12 protein-coding genes are annotated in these 15,334 nt (G+C 67.1%); 8 read left to right on the forward strand and 4 right to left on the reverse strand.

The window, feature by feature from the left end; translation table 11 throughout:
* Window positions 1-6 precede the first annotated feature (6 nt).
* The gene (locus AC04MI_RS01165; protein ID WP_436076738.1) at window positions 7-390 is read left to right on the forward strand and encodes a VOC family protein; all 384 of its coding nucleotides are present in this window, start codon (window positions 7-9) and stop codon (window positions 388-390) included.
* Between the two features lie 639 nt (window positions 391-1,029).
* On the opposite strand, the gene AC04MI_RS01170 is transcribed toward AC04MI_RS01165, so the two are convergent.
* The 3 genes from AC04MI_RS01170 to AC04MI_RS01180 all read right to left on the reverse strand — a co-directional run bounded on the left by AC04MI_RS01170 (window position 1,030) and on the right by AC04MI_RS01180 (window position 4,029).
* On the reverse strand, window positions 1,030-1,851 hold the full coding sequence (locus tag AC04MI_RS01170) for a DUF899 domain-containing protein (protein ID WP_436076737.1): 822 nt from the start codon (window positions 1,849-1,851) through the stop codon (window positions 1,030-1,032).
* A gap of 184 nt (window positions 1,852-2,035) precedes the next feature.
* Entirely contained in the window at window positions 2,036-2,728 is a 693-nt protein-coding gene (locus tag AC04MI_RS01175; protein WP_436076736.1) for a Vgb family protein, read from the reverse strand.
* A 44-nt stretch (window positions 2,729-2,772) separates the two neighbouring features.
* Window positions 2,773-4,029 (reverse strand): helix-turn-helix domain-containing protein, encoded by a 1,257-nt coding sequence (locus AC04MI_RS01180; protein ID WP_436076735.1) that lies wholly within the window; start codon window positions 4,027-4,029, stop codon window positions 2,773-2,775.
* Between the two features lie 124 nt (window positions 4,030-4,153).
* On the opposite strand from AC04MI_RS01180, the gene AC04MI_RS01185 reads away from it, so the two are divergent.
* The 6 genes from AC04MI_RS01185 (at window position 4,154) to AC04MI_RS01210 (ending at window position 8,260) form a co-directional block, all read left to right on the forward strand.
* Window positions 4,154-4,774, forward strand: a complete 621-nt coding sequence (locus AC04MI_RS01185) for a class I SAM-dependent methyltransferase (protein ID WP_192419261.1) — start codon at window positions 4,154-4,156, stop codon at window positions 4,772-4,774.
* A gap of 29 nt (window positions 4,775-4,803) precedes the next feature.
* Window positions 4,804-5,565 carry a tRNA-uridine aminocarboxypropyltransferase gene (locus tag AC04MI_RS01190; RefSeq protein WP_436076734.1) on the forward strand — a complete coding sequence of 254 codons (762 nt, stop codon included), beginning with the start codon at window positions 4,804-4,806 and terminating at the stop codon, window positions 5,563-5,565.
* A gap of 61 nt (window positions 5,566-5,626) precedes the next feature.
* Window positions 5,627-6,505: a PA4780 family RIO1-like protein kinase gene (locus AC04MI_RS01195; RefSeq protein WP_056742748.1), complete on the forward strand. Its 879-nt coding sequence runs from the start codon at window positions 5,627-5,629 to the stop codon at window positions 6,503-6,505.
* A gap of 63 nt (window positions 6,506-6,568) precedes the next feature.
* A complete protein-coding gene (locus AC04MI_RS01200; RefSeq protein WP_436076733.1) occupies window positions 6,569-7,069 on the forward strand; it encodes a GNAT family N-acetyltransferase in 501 nt (166 codons plus the stop codon).
* A 156-nt stretch (window positions 7,070-7,225) separates the two neighbouring features.
* Complete coding sequence (locus AC04MI_RS01205) at window positions 7,226-7,477, forward strand: hypothetical protein (RefSeq protein ID WP_056056666.1); 252 nt, start codon at window positions 7,226-7,228, stop codon at window positions 7,475-7,477.
* Window positions 7,478-7,687: 210 nt separating this feature from the next.
* Window positions 7,688-8,260, forward strand: a complete 573-nt coding sequence (locus AC04MI_RS01210) for a DUF1439 domain-containing protein (RefSeq protein WP_436076732.1) — start codon at window positions 7,688-7,690, stop codon at window positions 8,258-8,260.
* Window positions 8,261-8,273: 13 nt separating this feature from the next.
* On the opposite strand, the gene uvrA is transcribed toward AC04MI_RS01210, so the two are convergent.
* Window positions 8,274-11,363: an excinuclease ABC subunit UvrA gene (gene uvrA / locus AC04MI_RS01215; protein WP_233193835.1), complete on the reverse strand. Its 3,090-nt coding sequence runs from the start codon at window positions 11,361-11,363 to the stop codon at window positions 8,274-8,276.
* A gap of 204 nt (window positions 11,364-11,567) precedes the next feature.
* Here uvrA and AC04MI_RS01220 point away from each other — a divergent pair, with 204 nt between their 5' ends.
* Window positions 11,568-15,326, forward strand: coding sequence for a beta strand repeat-containing protein (locus AC04MI_RS01220; RefSeq protein WP_476496932.1), 3,759 nt, complete (start codon window positions 11,568-11,570; stop codon window positions 15,324-15,326).
* Window positions 15,327-15,334: the final 8 nt, after the last annotated feature.

A 15,334-nucleotide genomic window follows, 5' to 3' on the forward strand; every position in this document is an offset into this window, starting at 1 on the left:
CGATGAATGTTCAGTCATGTGATGGTCGGTGTGAACGACCTGGAGCGGTCCAAGAAGTTTTATGACGCGCTGCTGGGGGCGCTGGGCGTACCGCCCGGGGTGGCCAACAAGAACCGCTACTTCTATCGCGGCCCCACCGGTACCTTTGGCATCACCACCCCCATCAACGGCGAGCCCGCCACCTTTGCCAATGGCGGCACCATCGGTTTTGCCATGCAGTCGCCCGAGCAGGCCGATGCCTTCCACGCCGCCGGTGTAGCGAACGGTGGCATTACCTGCGAAGACCCACCCGGCTGGCGCGAAGGCCCCAGCGGCAAGCTGTACCTGGCGTACCTGCGCGACCCGGACGGCAACAAGATCTGCGCCCTGCACCGCCCGGCCAAGGCCTGATCAACGGGCAGGCCCCCCCCGCTGCAACCCCGGTAGCGTTGCAGCCAGCGCTGGGCGCCCTGCACACTGTGGCAGGCCGCAACGGCCATGGCCCCGGTGACGGCCAGCATGGCCAGGGTGTGAACCCCCAGCGCGGCCAGCGCGAACAGCAAGGGGGTGGAGAGCCGGTCGCCCCCAAAGGCCACTCCACCTGCCGCGCCATTGCCCCCGCACAGCGGCGCCAGCGCAGGCACCAGCGCCAGCCCGGCACCGTGCACCGTGGCCACCCCAAAGGACCAGAGCGCCATGCCCACAGGCCCGGCGGGCTTGCGCAGGCGATGCCACGCCGCCCCCGTCAGACGCACGCGAGCGACTATCACCACCCCGCCCAGGCCGCCCGCCACCGCCAGCAGGGCAGGTGGCGACAACCACAGCCCCCACCCCACCGCAGCCGCCGTCAGTGCCACGGCGGCCAGGTGCCCGACGGCCATGGGCAGCAGTGCGCGCAGCGGCATGCTGTGGTCACGCGCACAGAGGCTCCAGGTGGTGGCCAGCCCCCAGCCCGTGAGGGGGTTGAGCCCGTGCAGTGCCCCCATGGCGGCGATGGCCAGCCAGGACCAGAGGGTGGCGTCCATGGTCGCGGTCTCCACCGTGTGTGGTTCAGCCCCGTGTGGAGCAGCACCCGCCCGGCGCCGTGTGGGCCGGTGAAGGCTGTGGCGCCTGTGCAGCTGGTGCCGCCGCAGACCCAGCCGCTGGCAGGGAAGGTGCATACCGGTCGTGGTGGCGCACCCAGTCCATGGGGTAGGCGGGGTTGGTCTCGTGGCGGCCTCGGGGCGTGAGGTCCAGCAGCTGGTAGGTGCCCATCATGGCCTCCACGCCGCGCCCAAAGGTGGAGTAGGCGTGGAACACCTCGCCCGCGTCACTGCGCACAAACACGCTGATGCCCGGCGCCTCATCGGCGGGGAACGGCCGCATGCCGTAGTTGTAGAACACCTCGCCGTTGCCGCGTGCGCGCTGCTCGGGCGTGAAGCTCACGGCAAAGTCGTGGTTGAAGTCGCTGCCGTGCGACGACGCCCAGCGAAACTGCCAGCCCATGCGCTGGCGAAAGCGCTCGATCTCGGCCAGCGGCGCGCGCGAGACGGCGAGCACCGACACGTCGCGGTGCTGCAGGTGCAGCTCCATGCCGCCCATGTGGTCGGCCATGAAGGAGCAGCTGGGGCAGCCCTGCTCCCACCCAGGGCCAAACATGAAGTGCTGCACCAGCAGCTGGCTGCGGCCATCGAACAGGTCGGCCAATGCCCACGGACCCTGCAGCGTGTCCAGCATGTAGCGCTTGTCCACGCGGGTCCAGGGCAGTGCGCGGCGCTGCGCGGCGACCTCATCATGCAGGCGGGTCAGAGCCTTTTCGCGGGCCAGCAGCGCGTGGCGCTGGGCCAGCCATTCGTCGGCAGAAACCACGGGGTGAGGGGTGGGTGCGTTCATGGGGGTGCTCCTGGTGGGTGGTGGATGACGTTGCGGGACGGAAAATTGCGTGGGGAGAGAGGCGCTGGCAGCCGCACCTGTCCCCGGCCTGCGACATCGCGTGATGCGCGCAGGGCCTGTGGTCGCAAGGGGTGGTGGGTGCGGCGGGGCGCCGCGTCGCTCAAGGGCTGAAGGTGTCAGGGGCTCAGGTGCGGGCCGCCTTGGGCCGGCGCACAGCGCGGACCTTGCCGCTGCCGCCGCCCCCGCAGTAGAAGAGGTCGGCACCGTCCGATTCGAGGCCGCTCACGCCCACGCCTGGAGGCATGTCGAGCTGCTGCAGCACGGCGCCGGTGGCGGGGTCGATGTGGCGCAGCGTGCTCTCGTCACCCTCCCAGGTGCCGTGCCACATCTCGCCGTCCACCCAGGTCACGCCGGTCACAAAGCGGTCGGACTCGATGGTGCGCCGGATGGCGCCGGTGGCGGGGTCGATCTGGTGGATCTTGCGGTCGCGGTACTGGCCCACCCACAGGCTGCCCTCGGCCCAGGTGAGGCCCGAGTCGTTGCCGTTGCCGGGTGCAGGAATGGAGGCCACCACCCGGCCGGTGGCGGGGTCGATCTTGTCGATGCGCGCCTCGGTGATCTGGTACAGGTGCCTGCCGTCAAACGCAGTGCCTGCATCGCTGGCCACGGCCAGCGTGCGCTGGGTCTCGCCCGTTGCAGCATCGAAGGCCACCAGGTGCGCCCCCGTGGCCGCCCAGACATGCTGGCCGTCGTGGGTGACGCCGTGCACGCTGTCTGCACCCGCAAAGGGGCCGTATTCGCGCACGATCTCGGCGGGTTGTGAAGGGTGGCGGCTGAGGGTGGCGGGTGTCGGGTCGGTGTGGGTGCACGCGGTCATGGTTGGCTCCTGTGTGGTGGCCCGGTGGGGGCTTGGCGTCCACTTTATGCAATCGGCAGCGCAGCAGGGAGTAACAAGATCGTCGTGAATCCGGACAGCGGCGGCGCCAGCCAGCGCTGCGCACGCGCGCGGCCGATGGAGCGCACACGGCCTTGTGCTTCCAGCTCGGCCAACGCGCGCTGCACGGTGCGCTGGCTGGCATCCGTGCCCAACGCGAGCGCCGAGGTGGACCAGGCCGCACCGTCCGACAGCAGAGCCAGCAGCGCCGCCTGCTCGCCATCGATGGGCGGCGCCAGCACCACCACGGGCCGTGCGTCCAAGGGCTGCAGCGCAAAGCCGCGCGCTGTGGCCTCGATGCGCGCCAGCGGCCGCAGGAGCGCGCGCAGCCGCCCTACCTCCACCCGCAGCCGCGCACGGTGGGTGTCGTCCGGGCCGCGGGTGCGAAAGACCTGCGCAATCAACGCCTCGCGCTCCGCATCGCCGGGCCAGGCTTGCGCCAGCGCACACACCAGCGCGAACAGGATGGGCCGGCGTGCCAGCAGTTGCCACACGCCGGCGTCTGCGGTGGAGGGGCCACCGCCCACCCCCACGCAGCGCCGACATGCATCCACCACCAGCGCGCCCGATGCCAGCAGGTCTGCCACATCGGAAAGGCGCAGCGGCTGGTCGACCCCTGCCCCCACGCGCCGCGCTGCGGGTTGGTCCAGCACGGCGCGCGCCTGCGCCACCTCAGCCAGCAGGGCCGGTACATGGGCTTGCTCAGCGGCCTCCTGCGCACGGTCCAGCGCCGCGCTGGCGGAGGCGATGTGCAGCGAGCGCAGCGCCAGCTCGGCCAGGGTCAGGTCGGCCATGGCCCGCAGGGCGGGGGGCAGGTCGCCCGCTGTGGGGGCGGTCGCCATAGCGTCCATGGCCGCTGCGGCTTCGTCCAGGCGGCCCATGCGCAGCAGCCGCCGCGCCGCAATCAGCCGCGCCTGTGTGGCGTTGGCGGTGTCGCCGTGGGCTTGCAGCGTGTCGGCTGCCTCCAGCAGCGGACGGGGTGACCCGCCCAGGTCGCGCATGGCCAACGCCACCTCGGCCTCGGCCACCACGCAGCGGGCGCGCGCCTGGGCTTCGTGGGTGCCAAAGGCGCGCGCAGCCTGCCGCAGCAGGTCGCGCGCACGGGGGTGTTCGCCCAGCTGCGCCATGGCAATGCCGCGCAAGGCCAGGGCGGGTGGGTCGTCGCGCAGGGCCACGCGCTTGAGGGCGCCCAGCGGGTCCCCGGCGGCCAGTGCGCGGGCGGATGCGGAGATCAGCGAATCCATGGCCGCAGACTACACCGCCAGAAGTCCATACGCTCGTGGGCGATACTCGCCGCCTCGAACAGCCACCTCGAATCGCCATCGTGCGGCTGCCCCCGCAGGCGGTTCGCGGCAAAAGGAAGCAGCAGTGAAACCAGTGACCGGCAGCGCAGACGCGGCCATTTTTGACGAGGCGTACTACCAGCGCTTTTACTTCGACAAGAAGACCAGCGTGGTGGACCCGGCGCACACCGAGCGCCTGGGCGCGTTTGTGTGCAGCTACCTGCAGTACCTGCGCGTGCCCGTGCGGCGGGTGCTGGATGTGGGCTGCGGCATTGGCCTGTGGCGCGATGTGATCGCACGGCATTTTCCGCAGGCGCAGTTCCACGGCGTGGAGTTCAGCGAATACCTGTGCCAGCGGTTTGGCTGGGAGCGCGGCTCGGTGGTGGACTACAAGGCCCGCACGCCCTACGACCTGGTGATCTGCCAGGGCGTGCTGCCCTACCTGAGCGAGGCCGACGTGCAAAAGGCCATGCGCAACCTGGCGCGCCTGAGCCGGGGCGCCCTGTATGTGGAGGCCGTCGCGCGCGAGGACTGGGAGCAGGATGTGGTGGACGAGCAAGTGACCGACCCGCGCATGTTCCGCCACCCCGCACAGCTGTACCGCCGCACGCTGGGCGAGGGCTTTACCGAGCTGGGTGGTGGCGTGTGGCTGAGCCCGCTGGCAGAGCTGCCGCTGTTTGCGCTGGAACGTGCGGGCGGCCGGTGACAAAGCCCGCAGCCCCCTCGGCGACTGACGTGGCCACCACCGACACGCCGTCCGTCACACCATCTGCCCCACCGCATGCGGTGGCACGCCTGCGCGCCGAGCGCCTGGCCCGCAGTGCCAAGCCCTTTCTGGCCCGGGGCGGCCCCAAGGGCCAACGCTGTGCGGGCTGCCGCCTGGTGCCCAGCCACTGCATCTGCGCGCTGCGGCCCGTGCTGCCCACGCGCGCAGGCATGTGCCTGCTGATGGCGGACATCGAGCCCCTCAAGCCCAGCAACACCGGCTGGCTGATCGCCGATGTGGTGGCCGACACCTATGCGTTTGGCTGGGCGCGCACCGAGGTAAACCCCGACCTGCTGGCGCTGCTGGCCGACCCACAGTGGCAGCCGTATGTGGTGTTCCCCGGCGAGTTCGTGGCGCCCGAGCGCGTGGTCACGCAGGTGGTCCAGGCCGAGGGCAAACGCCCGCTGTTCGTGCTGCTCGACGCCACCTGGCCCGAGGCGCGCAAGATGTTCCGCAAGAGCCCCTACCTCAACCACCTGCCCGTGCTGAGCCTGCAGCCCGAGCAGCTCTCGCGCTACCACCTGCGCCGATCCACCCGCATGGACCACTTCTGTACGTCCGAGGTCGGCGCGCTGTGCCTGGAGCTGGCGGGCGAGCTGCAGGCCGCACAGGCGCTGGAGGCATACCTGGACGTGTTCACCCACCACTATCTGCAGGCCAAGCACCAGTTGCCGGTGGCTGCGGACGATGCCACGCACCTGCGGCTGCGCGGTGTGTGCAGCACGGGCTGAGCAAAACGCACTTTGGCACAAGGTCCGCCGGGGGATTGCGCGACACGGGCAAAATGCACCGATGAAAGCTCCCCCCCGCCTGCAGTCCCTCATCGAGGAAGGCCTGATCGACACCGTGGTCCGGCAGCTCATGAGCGGCAAGGAGGCCATGGTCTACGTGGTGCGCTGCGGTGACGAAACCCGCTGCGCCAAGATCTACAAAGAAGCGAACAACCGCAGCTTTCGCCAAGCCGTGGATTACACCGAGAACCGCAAGGTCAAGAACTCGCGCTCGGCCCGTGCCATGGCCAAGGGCAGCAAATTTGGCCGGCAAGAGCAAGAGGCCGCCTGGCAAAGCGCCGAGGTCGATGCGCTCTATCGCCTGGCCGCCGCCGGCGTGCGTGTGCCGCAGCCCTACAACTTTCACGACGGCGTGTTGCTGATGGAGCTGGTGACCGACGCCCACGGCGATGCGGCCCCGCGCCTGAACGATGTGAGCTTCACTCCCGAAGACGCGCGCACCCACCACGCCACGCTGGTGGCCGAGGTGGTGCGCATGCTGTGTGCGGGCGTGGTGCATGGGGACTTGTCGGAGTTCAACATCCTGCTGGCCCACCTGCCTGGCACAGAAGGTGAAGAGGCGGGCCACGACGGCCCCGTCATCATCGACCTGCCCCAGGCCGTGGACGCTGCGGGCAACAACCACGCCCAGCGCATGCTGCTGCGCGACGTGGCCAACCTGCGCGACTTCTTCGGCCAGTTTGCCCCCGAGCTGCGCACCACCCAATACGGCCCCGAAATCTGGAGCCTGTACCAGAGCGGGCTGCTGAGCAATGAGACGCCGCTCACCGGCATCTATGCGCCGACGCATGCCGATGTGGACATGCAGGCCGTGCTGCGCGAGATTGACGACGCGCGCGACGAAGATGCAGCGCGCAGGCTGCGCATGGCGGCGGGCTGACGCCGTCTCCACCACGCAGGGCTGTGGCACCATCGCGGCCTTTTTCAGTGTCGCTTGCCCGCCATGCCGTTCATCCCCATCCGCAACTTCTGCCCCGGCGACGAACCTGCATTGCGCGCCGTTTTCCATGCCTCGGTGCATGGGTTGGCTTGCAAGAACTACACCGCCGAACAACTCGCCGCCTGGGCTCCACTGCACCATGACGCCCCACAGTGGGCAGAGCGCATGCGTGCCAACCAGCCCTTCATCGCGCAAGCGCAGAGCAGTGGCGCCATCGCCGGGTTTGCCGACCTGCAGGCCAACGGCTATATCGACATGTTCTTCGTGGCCCCGGAGTTCGCACGACAGGGCGTGGCCCGGGCGCTGATGGCGCACATTCACGCGCAAGCGGCGCAGCGCGGCATCACCCAGTTGCACGCACACGTCAGCCTGACCGCCGAGCCCTTTTTTGCCGCCCAGGGCTTCGTGGTGGAAGCGCGCCAGCAGGTGGAGCGTGCGGGCGTGGTACTGCACAACGCGCGCATGGCCAAGGCCTTGGCAGCCCGCCTGAGGGATCAGTCCTGATTTGATAGCTACTTGCGCTTATCAATCAAGCGCCAGAGGCCAATTTGGCTTGAAATGAAACCACAGTGCTGTGCCCCTGCACCTGCAGGTGCCTTACAGTAGCCGCCCCGCACACACAAACCCACCCACATACCAGCCCACGACGGCTGCCACCCCATGACCAAAGACCTGGCCCGACAGAACGAACTCAAACCCATGGCCCTGTGCGAGCCCTGCCAGGGCATCCAGCGCAACTGGCGCAAGGCGCCGGGCCATGCCGAGCTGGTGCAGCGCGGCAACCGCAAGGAAGACCGTGAGGACGGCACCGTCACCATCACCCGCTATGTGTGCGACCGCTGCGGCACCGCGTGGGAGTACGAGAATGACAAGAACAACCAGCGGGCGGGCTGGTCGGTCGTGGGGCGCTGAGCGCGGCGCTGGTCGCACCGGTGGCGGCCGAGCCCCGCCACCGCCATCCCGCAGCCCACGTGTAAATGCACCTATTTTGATAGCACCCAAGGCATATAGCACTAGCGCTATCGCCCCAAAATCCACAAACTTCTGGTAACAACGCCTGCAGCAAGCCTTGGGCACCTTTTTGCTACCGCGGTGTCACAACGGTTTTGACGGAAAGCACCCATGCTGCATCGCCGACGATTCCTGACCCACGCCACCCGGGGCATTGCCCTGGGCGGCGCGGTGCTGCTGGTGGCGCGGGGCGCGCTGGCACAGCCCAGCTACACCGTGCCTCTGGCCCAACTGCAGGCCATGGTGGACCCCAAGTTTCCGCGCAACGTGCCGGTACAAGGCCTGTTCAACCTGAGCGTGCAGGTGCCCCACCTGCGCCTGCTGCCCGAAGTGAACCGGCTGGGCGCAGCCATGGCGCTGGATGTGGCCGGCCCGGCGCTGCGGCGCAGCCACCAGGGCAGCCTGGATGTGGAGTTTGCGCTGCGCTACGAGGCCAGCGACCGCACGCTGCGCGCCCACCAGATCCAGCTGGGGCGCATGGAGTTTCCCAGCCTGCGCCCGGCGGTGACCGAGCTGCTCAATGCCTACGGCCCGCTGCTGGCCGAACAGTCGCTGCGCGAAGTCACTTTGCACCAACTGCGCCCGCAAGACACGGCGGTGTTTGACAGCCTGGGCCTGCAGCCAGGGCCCATCACCGTGACGGCCAAGGGGCTGACGGTGGCGTTTGTGAGCAAGACGCCCTGAAGGGCAACAGGGCTCAGGCGGGCGATTTTTTCAAGTAAGGCGCCAGATACCGCCCCGTATGGCTGGCCGGGTTGGCCGCCAGCTCCTCGGGCGTGCCCACGCCCACCACGGTGCCACCGCCCGCACCGCCCTCGGGGCCCATGTCGATGAGCCAGTCAGCGGTTTTGATCACGTCCAGGTTGTGCTCAATGATGACGATGGTGTTGCCCGCGTCGCGCAGCTGGTGCAGCACCTTGAGCAGCAGGTCGATGTCGGCAAAGTGCAGGCCGGTGGTGGGCTCGTCCAGGATGTAGAGCGTGCGGCCCGTGTCGCGTTTGCTCAGCTCCTGCGCCAGCTTCACCCGCTGCGCCTCGCCGCCTGAGAGCGTGGTGGCGGCCTGGCCCAGGCGGATGTATGACAGGCCCACATCCAGCAGCGTCTGCAGCTTGCGCGCAATGGTCGGCACGTCCTTGAAGTAGGCCGCAGCGTCCTCCACCGTCAGCTCCAGGATCTGGGCGATGTTCTTGCCTTTCCACAACACCTCCAGCGTCTCGCGGTTGTAGCGCTGGCCGTGGCAGATGTCGCAGGGCACGTACACGTCGGGCAAGAAGTGCATCTCCACCTTCACCACGCCGTCGCCCTGGCAGGCCTCGCAACGGCCACCGCCCGAAGACTGCGACACGTTGAAGCTGAAGCGCCCCGGGCCGTAGCCGCGTTCCTTGGCAGTGTTGGTCTCGGCCATCAGCTCGCGGATGGGGGTGAACAGGCCCGTGTAGGTGGCGGGGTTGCTGCGCGGCGTGCGGCCAATGGGGCTTTGGTCCACATTAATGACCTTGTCGAAATACTCGATGCCCACGATCTCTTCGTGCTCGGCCGGTTCTTCGTGCGCACGGTGCACCTGCCGCGCCACGGCGGCATAGAGCGTGTCGTTGACCAAGGTGCTTTTGCCGGAGCCCGACACGCCCGTCACGCAGGTGAGCAGCCCCACCGGGAAGTCCACCGTCACCCCCTTGAGGTTATTGCCCGTGGCACCCACCACGCGCAGCGCCTGTACGGCGCCCTGGCGCGCATGGTGCTCGGCCATGCGCTCGGCGCGGCGCTTGCTGGCTTCGGTCTGCGGAAAGCGCGACTTGGTCTTGGCCTCCACCACGGGCGCGGGCTGGTCCAGCACCGGCAACCAGGGCGTGCGGCGCTGGGGCACGGCAATGGTGCGCGTGCCCGACAAGTACTGGCCCGTGAGCGACTGGGCATTGGCGCGCACTTCGTCGTACGTGCCCTGCGCCATCACCCGCCCGCCGTGAACGCCCGCACCGGGGCCCATGTCGATCACATGGTCGGCGGCGCGCATCATGTCCTCGTCGTGCTCGACCACGATCACGCTATTGCCGATGTCGCGCAGGTGCTGCAGCGTGGCGATCAGCCGGTCGTTGTCGCGCTGGTGCAGGCCAATGCTGGGCTCGTCGAGCACGTACATCACTCCCGTCAGGCCCGATCCAATTTGGGAGGCCAGGCGAATGCGCTGCGCCTCTCCACCGCTGAGCGTTTCAGCGCTGCGGTCCAGGCTCAGGTAGCTCAGGCCCACGTCGTTCAAAAACTGCAGGCGCGTGGCGATCTCGCGCACCACCTTGTCGGCAATCTCGGCCTTGGCACCGGTGAGCTGCAGGGCGTGGAACCACGCGTGCGCGTCGCTCAGCGTGGCGTGGCTCACTTCGTAGATGGCACGGGCCTGTGTGCCTTCGCCCACCTTCACATGGCGGGCCTCGCGGCGCAGGCGCACGCCGTGGCATTCGGGGCAGGGCTGGGTGCTGCGAAAGCGTGCCAGGTCTTCGCGTACCACCACCGAATCCGTCTCGCGGTAACGGCGCGCCATGTTGGGGATGATGCCTTCGAAGGGGTGCTTCTTGGTGTGCACCTTGCCCTTGGAAGCCCCGCTGTCCATGATGTAGCTGAAGGCGATTTCTTCATCACCCGAGCCGTGCAGGATGGCGTGCTGCACCGGCGCAGGCAGCGACTCAAACGGTGCCTCGATGTCGAATGCGTAGTGCCGGGCCAGGCTCTCCAGCATCGCAAAGTAGTAGCCATTGCGCCGGTCCCAGCCCTTAATGGCACCGCTGGCCAGGCTGAGCGACGGGAAGGCCACCACGCGCGCCGGGTCGAACACCTCGCGCTGGCCAATGCCGTCGCACGCCGGGCAGGCGCCCATCGGCGAGTTGAACGAGAACAGGCGCGGCTCCAGCTCGGCCAACGAGTAGCTGCACACCGGACACGCAAACTTGCTGCTGAACAGGTGCTCCTGGCCCGTGTCCATCTCCAGCGCCAGCACGCGGCCATTGCCCTCGTTGCCGCCCACGCGCAGGGCCGCCTCAATGCTCTCGGCCAAGCGCTGCTGCAGGTCAGCGCGCACCTTCACCCGGTCGATCACCACGTCAATGTCGTGCTTCTCGGTCTTCTTGAGCGGGGGCAGGTTCTCGTGCTCGTAGATCTGCCCATCCACGCGAAAGCGGATGTAGCCCAGCGCCTGCATCTGCGCAAACAGCTCGGTGAACTCGCCCTTTTTCTCGCGTGCCACGGGGGCCATCACCATGAGTTTGGTGTCCTCGGGCAAGGCCAGCACGGCGTCCACCATCTGGCTCACCGTCTGCGCGGCCAGCGGCAGACCGTGGTCCGGGCAGAACGGCGTGCCTGCACGGGCATACAGCAGGCGCAGGTAGTCGTGGATCTCGGTCACCGTGCCCACGGTGGAGCGCGGGTTGTGGCTGGTCGCCTTCTGCTCAATGCTGATGGCGGGCGACAGGCCTTCGATCAGGTCCACATCCGGCTTGTCCAGCCGCCCCAGAAACTGCCGCGCATAGGCCGACAGGCTCTCCACATAGCGCCGCTGGCCCTCGGCATAGAGCGTGTCAAACGCCAGGCTGGATTTGCCCGAGCCCGACAGCCCCGTGATCACCACCAGCTGGTTGCGCGGAATGTCCAGGTCGATGTTCTTGAGGTTGTGCGTGCGCGCCCCCCGGATGCTGATGCGCTGCTCGCGCAGGGCGCGGGCGAGGTAGACACCATCGGCGGATCGGTCGTCGGCAACAGGGGGAGGGGTCACGGGCGGGCTCGGTGCAGGAAAACCCACCATGATAGGCGAGACCACGAGGGGCACGACCTGCTCGCTATGGCGAGAGGCGGCTGTGTCGTGTCGCGTTGTTACAACCCCTCCATAGCCCTGTGGCCAATTGTTAACATCACGCCTTCACAAAAAAGATTCAGTCACGCCTTGGATACATTTCGCCCGAAGCAATGACCTCGGCGATGCCGAAAGCGGGTCTCAGGGAGAAATGCAATGAAATGGATTCTGGGCGCAGCCCTGGGCCTTCTATTGGCCGGCCCTTCGTACGCCGTCAACTACGCCATACAGGATGGCGGCGCGGGTAGCGGTTGTCAGAACGCCTGGCCCCCTTCCATTGTCGGAAACTACAACGAAAACGGCACGCTCAACGGTGTGCCCCGCTATGACGGCAGCGGCTGGTACCTGTACCGCGCCTCCATCTTTGGGCAGGATAACTGGGTCGTCAGCAATTCGCTGGGTAGCACGGACCTCAACAACAGCACCATTGCGTTCTACGCACCCTCTTCGGCCGGCACACCCGTCGCCGGTACGGGCTACAACAGCACCAACTCGGCCTGCGGCAAGATCAACGTACAGCAGGGCGTGACGGTGCCAGCACCTGATGCGCCTACGATCGGACCGCTGAATTCCGGGGTACAGCCCTATATCTCCGGTGGGAGCACGACCGTGTATTGGTCCGGCGTGCCCGGCGTAGTGGGCTACAAGCTTGACGTCGCAACCGACGCGGCGTTTACGACCTTTCACCCCGGCTACAACGGACTGGTAATTACAGCCTCGCCCACCCCCCCGACCAGCGCCACGGTCACTGGCTTGAGCAACGCGGGGACGACCTACTACTTCCGTGTGCGCTCCTACAACGGCGGCGGGGACAGTGTTCCATCCGCGACGGTTAGCACCACCACAGTGCCCGCAGCGCCCACCTTGCAGACAGTCAGCAATGTCCGCGCCGATCGTTTCACAGCCAACTGGGCTGCCGCCACCGGCGCAGACGCGTACCGCTTGCAGGTATGTACAGACGCGGGGTTTACTTCTTGCATTGCTGGCTACAACCCGGCCAGCGTCGGCGACTCGCCAGCCCTCGTTTCGGGCCTCGCTCAAACCACGACCTACTATTACCGGGTATCCGCCGGAAATGCGAACGGCTATAGCGCCTATTCCAGCAGCGCCAACGTCACAACCAATACCCGCCCCAGCCTGAGTGGCAGTTTCATGACTTCCGGTGCGGTCAACGACAACGCCACGATTGCACCGTTCACAGGCGTTACTGTCTCGGACGCGAACGGCGATGCTGTCTCGGTGCAGATCAGCTACGCAGCAGCCAATGGCACGCTCGCGGGCACAGGGCTCACGGGCAGCGCTGGTAGCTACGTCTTGACAGCCCAGGCGCCAGCCACCGTGACCACCAACCTGCGGGGTCTGGTGTTCACGCCCACGTACCAGCAAGGCCCAACGGGGAGCACGGTGACCACCACGTTCACCCTGGTCCCTGATGATGGCACCGATGTCGGCACCAGCAACAACACCACCAAGGTGACGACGACCATGACCAACGTCGCACCCAGCTTCGTTGGCGCCACGACAACGCTCACGGTCAGCGCGAACGCTGCCGCCACAGACATCAAGTCATTGCTCCACGTGAGCGATACCGACACCGGACAGACAGAGACATGGTCCGCTCAGACGGCGCCGGTGCACGGAACGCTCACCATCAGCGGTACAGCGACTGCCTCGGGAGGAACCGACATTGCGCCGTCTGGCACCATCACGTACACGCCCGCATCCAACTACAGCGGCAATGACAGTTTTGCAGTGCGGGTAAGCGACGGGTCCGATAGCGCCGTACGCACTATCACAGTGACCGTGCAGGCCATGGCACCGGGAGCCCCCACAGGTGTGGTGGCCACGCCAGCGGATGGGCAGGCCAGTGTGTCTTTCAGTGCGCCGTCCAGCAATGGAGGCTCAGCCGTCACTGGCTACACCGTCACGTCCAGCCCGCAGGGGCTCACCGGCTCGACGGCCGTCTCGCCCATCACCGTCTCCGGCCTGACGAATGGGACCGCCTACACCTTCACAGTCATCGCCACCAATGCCATCGGCTCCAGTGGAGCGTCATCGCCGTCAGCGCCTGTCACCCCGAAAGGCGAGCAAACCATCACCTTTGCCAACCCTGGCGCCCAGAACTTCGGAACGTCCCTCTCCCTCACGGCGTCTGCGACCTCGGGCCTGCCTGTGAGCTTCAGTTCCACCACCCCAGGCATTTGCACCGTCACTGGGAGCGGGGCATTGACCCTGGTTTCTGCAGGCAACTGCACGATCGTCGCCGCCCAGACAGGCGACAACGTGTGGAACGCCGCGACAACCGTATCCCAAACGTTTGCCATCAATGCCATGGTTCCTGGCGCGCCCACCATCGGCACTGCAACTGCGGGTAACACGCAGGCCACCATCACGTTCACAGCGCCCGCCAGCAATGGCGGCTCAGCCATTGCCACCTACACAGCCACCTCCAACCCCGACAGCAAAACCGGCACCTGCGCGGGGCCCGCAGCCTGTCCCATCACCGTGAGTGGCCTGAGCAATGGCACTGCATATACCTTTACCGTCACGGCCACCAACAGCGCAGGCACAGGGGCAGCGTCGGCAGCGTCCAACTCCGTCATACCCAAGGCAGTGCAAACCATCAGCTTTGCCAACCCGGGGAGCCAAAACTATGGCACCTCACCTGATCTGGCTGTCCTGGGTGGCGGTGCTTCTGCCACCTCCGGCCTGCCCGTGGCCTTCACGTCATCCACCCTCGGTGTTTGCACCATCACCCCGGCGGGGGTTCTGACCTTCGGGACGGCCGGGACTTGCACCATCAATGCCGATCAGGCGGGCAACGGTGTGTACCTGGCAGCTCCCCAGGTGTCGCGCAGCTTTACCGTGACCCCCATCGCGCCCGGTGCTCCCACCATTGGAACGGCCATAGCAGGTGATACGCAGGCCTCGGTGGCCTTCACCGCACCAGCGAACACCGGCGGCACCGCCATCACGGGCTATACGGTCACCGTCACTCCACCTGACGTGGCGCCTGTCTACGGGGCCGCATCACCCATTGTCGTCACGGGGCTGACCAACGGGCAGGCGTACACCTTCACCGTGACGGCGGATAACTCTGCAGGGACAGGGCCTGCGTCTTCGGCATCCAACTCCGTCACGCCCAAGGCCATACAGTCCATCACCTTCGACAATCCTGGCAGCCAGAATTTCGGCACCACGCCCACGCTGTCTGCCTCGGCCACGTCCGGTCTGGCCGTTGCGTTCACCTCGTCCACCACCGGCGTGTGCACGATCACCAGCGGGGGGGCACTGACGTTTGTCACGGCGGGCAGCTGCACCATCAATGCCGACCAAGCAGGCAATGGCGTCTTTTTGCCAGCACCGCAAGTCAGCCGCAGCTTCACCGTCAATGCGCAACTGTCAGTGTCTGGCGCAGTGCCTGGCATGGCAGGCCTGGCCACTGCGACGCTATCAGGCGGAGGTGCGAGCTGCACCCTGAACCCAGGCGGCACCAGTTTCATGGCGCCCGTCGGCATGCCTGGCAACCTCACGCTGCCCCTTGGAGGGTTCGAGTTCCTCGCCACCGGCTGCTCGGGGAGTGTCACCATCACGCTGAACTATCCAGACCCCATGCCCGCCGGCATCCAGTTTTGGAAGTTTGGCCCTGCCACAGCAGGTGCGGGGGCTTCTACCTGGTTCGCCTGGTCGGGGGCAACCCTCAGCCCTGACCGGCGTACTGTGAGCTATACCGTGACGGACAACGGTGTGGGAGACTCCGACAACGCTGTCGGCAGCATCCGTGACCCGTTTGCACCTGCCTTCTTTGTCGGATCGGATGCAGCCGCCATTCCCGTCAACAACCCCTGGGCTCTGGCAGTGCTGGTCGCGGTCCTGGGTTGGCTAGGCCTGAGGCGCCGTCACCAACACCGCTGAAATCCGGG

The sequence above is a fragment of the Acidovorax sp. LjRoot204 genome (genome assembly GCF_056175785.1).

Excerpts from the sequence above, each read along its gene's own strand:
- AC04MI_RS01165 (WP_436076738.1), top strand. The coding sequence starts at position 7 with ATGTTCAGTCATGTGATGGTCGGTGTGAACGACCTGGAGCGGTCCAAG.
- AC04MI_RS01170 (WP_436076737.1), bottom strand. The coding sequence starts at position 1,851 with ATGAACGCACCCACCCCTCACCCCGTGGTTTCTGCCGACGAATGGCTG.
- AC04MI_RS01175 (WP_436076736.1), bottom strand. The coding sequence starts at position 2,728 with ATGACCGCGTGCACCCACACCGACCCGACACCCGCCACCCTCAGCCGC.
- AC04MI_RS01180 (WP_436076735.1), bottom strand. The coding sequence starts at position 4,029 with ATGGATTCGCTGATCTCCGCATCCGCCCGCGCACTGGCCGCCGGGGAC.
- AC04MI_RS01195 (WP_056742748.1), top strand. The coding sequence starts at position 5,627 with ATGAAAGCTCCCCCCCGCCTGCAGTCCCTCATCGAGGAAGGCCTGATC.
- AC04MI_RS01200 (WP_436076733.1), top strand. The coding sequence starts at position 6,569 with ATGCCGTTCATCCCCATCCGCAACTTCTGCCCCGGCGACGAACCTGCA.
- AC04MI_RS01205 (WP_056056666.1), top strand. The coding sequence starts at position 7,226 with ATGACCAAAGACCTGGCCCGACAGAACGAACTCAAACCCATGGCCCTG.
- AC04MI_RS01210 (WP_436076732.1), top strand. The coding sequence starts at position 7,688 with ATGCTGCATCGCCGACGATTCCTGACCCACGCCACCCGGGGCATTGCC.
- uvrA (WP_233193835.1), bottom strand. The coding sequence starts at position 11,363 with ATGGTGGGTTTTCCTGCACCGAGCCCGCCCGTGACCCCTCCCCCTGTT.
- AC04MI_RS01220 (WP_476496932.1), top strand. The coding sequence starts at position 11,568 with ATGAAATGGATTCTGGGCGCAGCCCTGGGCCTTCTATTGGCCGGCCCT.